The sequence below is a fragment of the Chrysiogenia bacterium genome, from assembly GCA_020434085.1.
Classification (GTDB): domain Bacteria; phylum JAGRBM01; class JAGRBM01; order JAGRBM01; family JAGRBM01; genus JAGRBM01.
The window spans coordinates 1-6,361 of record JAGRBM010000267.1; the positions used below are offsets into that span (position 1 = coordinate 1).

The 6,361-nt window shown below is 64.8% G+C and carries 7 protein-coding genes; 5 read left to right on the forward strand and 2 right to left on the reverse strand.

What is annotated here, in order from left to right:
• Nucleotides 1-780, forward strand: a 780-nt coding sequence (locus KDH09_09015; protein MCB0219820.1) for a cation transporting ATPase C-terminal domain-containing protein, incomplete at its 5' end; no start/stop codon positions are given.
• Between the two features lie 9 nt (nt 781-789).
• Here the strand turns inward: KDH09_09015 and KDH09_09020 are convergent.
• The gene (locus KDH09_09020) at nt 790-2,295 is read right to left on the reverse strand and encodes a hypothetical protein (GenBank protein MCB0219821.1); all 1,506 of its coding nucleotides are present in this window, start codon (nt 2,293-2,295) and stop codon (nt 790-792) included.
• 102 nt (nt 2,296-2,397) lie between these two features.
• Between KDH09_09020 and KDH09_09025 the strand changes: the two genes are divergently transcribed.
• From KDH09_09025 to gcvH, 4 genes are all read left to right on the forward strand, one after another.
• A complete protein-coding gene (locus KDH09_09025; protein ID MCB0219822.1) occupies nt 2,398-3,219 on the forward strand; it encodes a dihydroorotate dehydrogenase electron transfer subunit in 822 nt (273 codons plus the stop codon).
• Entirely contained in the window at nt 3,216-4,142 is a 927-nt protein-coding gene (locus KDH09_09030; GenBank protein ID MCB0219823.1) for a dihydroorotate dehydrogenase, read from the forward strand. Before KDH09_09025 ends, KDH09_09030 begins: the two co-directional genes overlap by 4 nt.
• Before the next feature lie 299 nt (nt 4,143-4,441).
• Nucleotides 4,442-5,296 carry a zinc metalloprotease HtpX gene (locus KDH09_09035; protein ID MCB0219824.1) on the forward strand — a complete coding sequence of 285 codons (855 nt, stop codon included), beginning with the start codon at nt 4,442-4,444 and terminating at the stop codon, nt 5,294-5,296.
• A gap of 212 nt (nt 5,297-5,508) precedes the next feature.
• Nucleotides 5,509-5,910: a glycine cleavage system protein GcvH gene (gene gcvH, locus KDH09_09040; protein MCB0219825.1), complete on the forward strand. Its 402-nt coding sequence runs from the start codon at nt 5,509-5,511 to the stop codon at nt 5,908-5,910.
• Between the two features lie 64 nt (nt 5,911-5,974).
• On the opposite strand, the gene KDH09_09045 is transcribed toward gcvH, so the two are convergent.
• A partial coding sequence (locus KDH09_09045) for a proprotein convertase P-domain-containing protein (GenBank protein ID MCB0219826.1) occupies nt 5,975-6,361 on the reverse strand: 387 nt, incomplete at its 5' end.

Here is a 6,361-nt window from a genome sequence, read left to right on the forward strand (position 1 = left end):
CCGGCGATGCGGGCCGCCAATGTTTCAGTTGCCATGGGAAGGCGCGGGACCGACGTCGCCCGCGAGACCGCCGAGCTGATTCTCACCGACGACAACTTCGCCTCCATCGTCGGCGGCGTTGAGGAAGGACGCATTGCATACAGCAACATCCGCAAGGTGATCTACCTGCTCATTGCCACGGGCGGTGCGGAGATCGTGCTCTTCGTGCTGAGCATGATCGCCGGCCTGCCGCCCCCGCTCTTTGCGGTGCAGCTCCTCTGGCTCAATCTCGTAACCAATGGCATTCAGGACGTGGCACTGGCCTTCGAGCCCGGAGAGGGCGACGAACTGCGCATTGCGCCGCGTCCGCCGCGTGAGCCGATTTTCAACAAGGTGATGATCGAGCGCTGCCTGCTCTCGGCAGTCATTGTGGGCGGTGTCTCTTTCGGACACTTTCAGTGGTTCGTGCGGCAGGGCTGGGACATCGATTCAGCCCGCAACAGCGTTCTGCTGCTTCTGGTCCTTTTTGAGAACATCATGGTTGGCAACGCGCGCTCGGAGCTTCGATCGGGCCTCACGCAGAATCCCTGGCGCAACCCGCTGCTTCTGGGCGGGACGGTCCTGGCGCAACTCATTCACATTGGCGCGGCATTCGTGCCGGGCCTTAACGACATCCTGCATCTCGAGCCGGTCTCGCTCATCCACTGGGCCGAGCTGCTGGGTTGGGCATTGACCGTCTTCGCAGGGATGGAGTTCTACAAGTGGCTGCGCCGCCGTGGGCTCAGGCCGAGTTCGAGCTAGAAGCCTTCCTCATTCCGGGCAGAGCACCGAAACCCCGTTCTCGAAGTATCTTTCCCGATAACCCGCGGCCCGCAGGCGCGCTGAGAGGCCGCCGCGCGGGTCGCGTCGATGGAGGATAGGCTCGTAGATGAAGGCGCAGTCTCCCGCATCCTCGATGCGGGCGGACCAGTCGTTTAGCTGCGCGTCGCTCGCGGGCTCGGCCAGTGCGGCCCAGGCGGCGGCCGTTGCGGGCGGATCCCGTGTGATGCCGCGCCAGGTGACGGGAAGCTCGCTTCCGTAGAACGCCGCGACGGATGCAAACTCCTCGGGGTGCATGCGAAGGGTGGTGTCCTCGGGCAGCGAGGCAACGGCGCGCGTTTGAAGGGCGCGGATGCTGAAGGCGCTGCGGAACTCGCTGGAAAAGACCACGGCAAAAAACGCGCAGACCAGCAGCCCCCCGGCGGCGCCCACTGCCAGCGCCGCGCGGCGCGGCAGGCTCTCGAAGGCTGCTGCCGCCAGCAGCAGCAGGATGGGAACAAAGGCCGCGTACCCGCGGGCGTAGAAGACCGGCGGCCGCCCGGCGGCCAGCAGGGCGATGGCCATGAGGAGCGGGCCCAAAGCACCAGCAATGGCCAGCGGGAGCGTCGCTTCAAACCGCCACAGCCTGCGCGCGCCAAAGGCCAGGCCGGCCAGCAGTAAGAGCGCGGCGCTCGTCTCCAACGCGAATACCCACGTGGGCAGGGCGGGGGCGCGCAGCAGGGAGTCGACGGCAAAGAAGGTGCCCAGCAGTGCCGCGCCGGGGCGCTGGACCACCAGATCCGCCGAGAGCACCCCGTGCATGGCGCGGGCGGCCGGATCGAGAAGCGGCGGCAGGACGACCATGACGGCGGCAAGCATCGGGAGCTGCGCCAGACCCAGCGCAAGCCAGTCGGGCAGTTCCAGCCGGGCGCGCAGCGTCCAGAGAATCCCCAGCGCCATGGCGAGGAAAAAGGGGAGCGTCCAGTAGCCCCCCAGCAGCAGGCCGAAGAGTTCAAGAAGCGCAATGCCGGGCGCCAGCGAGGCAGCACGCTCCGGCGTTTCGATGAGCGCGCGCACCAGCTCGAGCCCCAGCAGCGCGATGAGCGTTGCCAGCACGTATTCCTCGGCCTGATGGGAGTAGAGAATGTGAAAGGGCGAGAGCGCCAGCAGCCATCCGGCGATCAGGCCGGTGCGGGCGCTCTTTGAAATGCGGGCGACGATGAGCGCTAGAAGCGGGACGCTCACAACACCGGCCAGCGCGAAGGGCAGGCGCAGCAGCGTGGGGGATTGCCAGAGCGTCCATGCCGACTTGATCCATGCGGCAGTGAGCGCCGCGCCCGAGCAACGCACGGCCGCCTGGGGCAGAAAGTCCGCGCCGGGCTGGGTGAGCCACAGAACGCGGAAGAGCTCGTCCACGGAGAGGTCTGCGCCGAGCCCGCCGAGCCGGAGCACCGCCGCGGCAAGGGTCAGGGCAAACAACGCCCGGGTGGAGGGCTCATGCTGGCGGATTTCATCCATGTGCGCTCCAGCCTAGGTCCGGCGTGCGCGCCCGGGCAAGGAGTCCGCAGTTTGTTACAGTTTCTTTACCGCCCCACGCGCCCGTGGTAATTACCGGCCCGCATGAGCATTTTTCGTCCCAACGCGCAGATTCAAAAGACCCGGCGGCTCGCCGGCGAGCAGGGCGTAATCGGCTCTCTCTACCGCAGCTCCATTTTTCTGGAAAAAGCCCCCAAGAAGGTAAAGCCCGGCCAGTTCTTCATGGTCCGCTCGGTCGCAGGCGTGACCGCGCCGCTGCTGGCGCGCGCTCTCTCGGCCCTCGACTACGATCCCGAGAAGGGCGTGCTGGATGTCTGCTACCGCATCTATGGCGAGGGCACGGCGCAGCTCGCCCACGCCCGCGCCGGCGACGCGCTGCAGGTCTACGGGCCCTACGGCAACGGCTTCGACCGAAAAGAAATCGGCGACCGGCCGGTTGTGCTGGTGGGCGGCGGCGTGGGCGTGCCGCCCCTGTATCTGCTGGGCAAGCAGCTCGCCGGTGAGGGCAAGAAGGTACTCTTCCTCCAGGGCGCGCGCAGCAAGGGCGAGCTGCTGCTGGTCAAAGAGCTGCGCAAGGAAAACATCCCCGTACACATTGCGACCGACGATGGCTCAAGCGGATTCAAGGGCCGCGTGGGCGAGCTTTTTGGCGAACAACTGCCCGAGCTGACGAAGGGCAAAAAGCCCATCGTCTACGTCTGCGGGCCGCATCCCATGATGGCCGACATCGCCCGGCGCTGCGCCGAGGCCGGCCTGGATTGCCGGGTATCCCTGGAAGAGAAAATGGCCTGCGCCACGGGCATCTGCCTGGCCTGCGTGGTGACAGTGCAGAAGAACGGCGTGGAGAAGAACGTGCCGACCTGCACCAAAGGTCCGGTCTTTGACGCAGCGGAGGTCGTGTGGTGAGCAGTCCCGATCTCAGCGTCAAAGTCGGCGGCCTCACGCTCAAGAACCCGGTGCTCGGCGCCTCGGGCTGCGTGGGCTACGGCGGCGAACTCCAAAAATTCTTCGACCCCGCCAAGGTCGGAGGCATCGTGGCCAAGAGCGTCTCGCTAAAGCCGCGTATGGGCAATCCCACCCCGCGCATCGTCGAGACCGCTTCGGGCATGCTCAACTCGATTGGCATCCAGTCGGTGGGCATCGATGCCTTCATCACCGATCACATGAGCGCCATGGACGGAATCGACACCGCCTACATCGTGAGCATCTTCGACGAGCGCGAGGCCGACTACGTCGAGCTGGCGAAGATCCTCGACAAGGAAGCACGCGTCGATGCGCTCGAAGTGAATCTCTCGTGCCCCAACGTCGAGAAGGGCGGCATCGCCTTTGGCGTCGATCCAAACGGCGCGCGCGCGCTCATTGAAAAAGTAAAAGCAGTGACGAGCAAGCCCGTCTGGGCCAAGCTCTCGCCCAACGTCACCGACATCAAGGTCGTCGCCAAAGCCTGCGCCGAGGGCGGGGCCGACGCGCTCAGTTGCATCAACACGCTCATCGGCATGGCCATCGACTGGCGCGCGCGGCGCCCCATACTCGCGCGCAACACCGGGGGGCTCTCAGGTCCCGCGATCAAGCCCGTGGCCCTGCGCATGGTGAGCGAAGCCCATCGCGCCTGCCCCGGGACCCCGATCGTCGGCATCGGTGGGATCACCAGCGGCGAGGACATCTGCGAGTTTCTCGTTGCCGGCGCCAGCGCCGTGCAGGTGGGCACCGCCAACTACGTCAATCCCCGCGCCATGAGCGTCCTGGTCAAGGAGCTGCGCACCTGCCTCAAGGACGCCGGGATCATGAGCGCCGCCGAGCTGACCGGAAGCCTGCAGCTCAATTCCTAGCAGTCACTTCGGTAACCCTGCCATCCTGAGCAAAGCGAAGGATCGGTCTCGACTGGGCGCGGGCCTCCGGGGGCGCAATTCTTCGCTGCGCTCGAAATGAGAGCAATTCAAAGACGTATCTTATATGTGCGTTGGATCGTGCATCCCGCGTTGCCCCGCAACCGGTGCAAAGGCACGCTTTCTTAATGAATCTTCATCGCCTGCGCCTTGACCCGGCAGCAGGGGTGTAGAAGTTTAACCCTGAAGTCGCGGCCCCTTTGTAAGTGACAGGTCAGGGCGGGCCCGCGCGGGAGTTTTCAATGAACTGGATCAAGACCGGTGTTCTGATGGCCTCGCTCATGGCGCTCTTCATGCTGGCCGGCCACGCCATTGCCGGCCCCCAGGGCGTGCGCATGGCGTTTTTCATGGCGCTGGCCATGAATTTTTTCAGCTACTGGTTCTCCGACAAGATCGTGCTGGCCATGTACCGGGCCAAGCCCGTTTCCGAGGAAGAGGCGCCGGGCCTCCATGAGCTGGTTGCCCAGCTCGCCGAGCGCGCCGGGATTCCCAAGCCGCGCATCTGCGTGATTCCGAGCGAGACCCCCAATGCCTTCGCCACCGGACGCAGCCCCAGCAAGGGCGTGGTCGCCGTGACGACGGGCATCATGCGGATCCTCGACAAGCGTGAGCTCGCCGGCGTGATCGCCCACGAACTCTCGCACATCAAGCACCGCGACACGCTGATCTCCACCATCGCCGCCACTATTGCGGCGGCGATCTCGTATCTGGGCTACCTCGCGCTCTTCTTCGGCGGCGGGCGCCGCGACGGCGAGGGGGGTAACCCGCTGGCGGCGCTGATGATGTTCATCCTGGCGCCCATTGCGGCGGGAGTCATTCAGATGGCAATCTCGCGCTCGCGCGAATACGCGGCCGATGAGCGCGGCGCGCGCATCGCCGGCGAGGCCGGCGGCCTGGCCAGCGCCCTGCAGAAACTCGAACGCGGCCCGGCCATGCAGGCCTTCCGCGGGGCGGAGACGACCGAGAACCTGTTCATCGTCAACCCCTTCCGGGGCGGCCGCGGCGTGAGCAGCTTTGCCAAGCTCTTCTCCACGCACCCGGCCACGGCCGAGCGTGTCGCGCGCCTCCAGGAGCTCTCGGGTGAGCTTGGGGGCTGAGCAGTTGCGCACGATTTCGGGGCCCGAGCCGCCGGTTGCGGCGGGCCCCGCTTTTTTGCGAAAAGTCCTGAAATCTCTGGGGTTTTATTCTTGACAACATACTGCCCGCACGGTTAACACGGGCCGAAGAGACCACACCGGGGTTTCACATTGCCCCTCGCGCCGAGAAAGCAGGTAGGGCCGGCGCGTCGGGCCCGAGTAGAGAGAGCACCATGTCCGAAATCCGCGAAGGACTGATGTATTCCACGCAGCACTACTGGGTGGAACTGGAAAACGACAACGTGGCTCGCGTGGGCCTGACCGACTTCGGTCAGGAACTGCTGGGCTCGGTTACCGGCGTCACCCTGCCGACAGAGGGTGAGAGCATCGATGCCGAAACCAGCGTCGGCGAGATCGAAGCGGCCGACGCCACCGAAGAGCTCATCAGCCCGATCTCGGGCACGGTGATCGAGGTCAACGAGGAACTCTCGGACTCGCCCTCGGTCATCAATGACGAGCCCTACGGCGACGGGTGGCTCTACATCGTCGATCTGACCGATCCCGACGAACTCAACGACCTCATGGATGAAGATGCCTACGGTGAGTTCCTCGAAGCCGAGGGCGAGGACGAGTAGGTGCTGCAGACCCCGAATCGCGAAAGCCCGGCCTCCTGGCCGGGTTTTTTTGCGGCTACAGCTATTATTCTCTCACAATTTCAAGAGACCACCCCGTGAGGGTCCCAGGCAAGACAGAACCACCCGCAATTTCGAGTTGCCAGTTACCCCAGACAGACTTCCCGTCGAGAGTGGACAGCGATTCCTCGGGTTGAAAGCTGCCTATAAAGGGCGCGGTCCCGGATGAGATCGAAGTGCCCGCCTCGTCATCGAAGATTGTCCCCGTGAAGTCCACCCCGCCATTTCCGGAACTCAACACCACGCGAGTGCCATCGGGATGAATCAAGGTGAGATCCAGCGTGTTGGTCGCAATATGTGAGATATCCAGGTGGACATTGATGTCCGCGATGGTGCCGAGCCGGAACATGTGCTTGGGGACATAGAGCGGGGAACAACCAATGATAATACAACC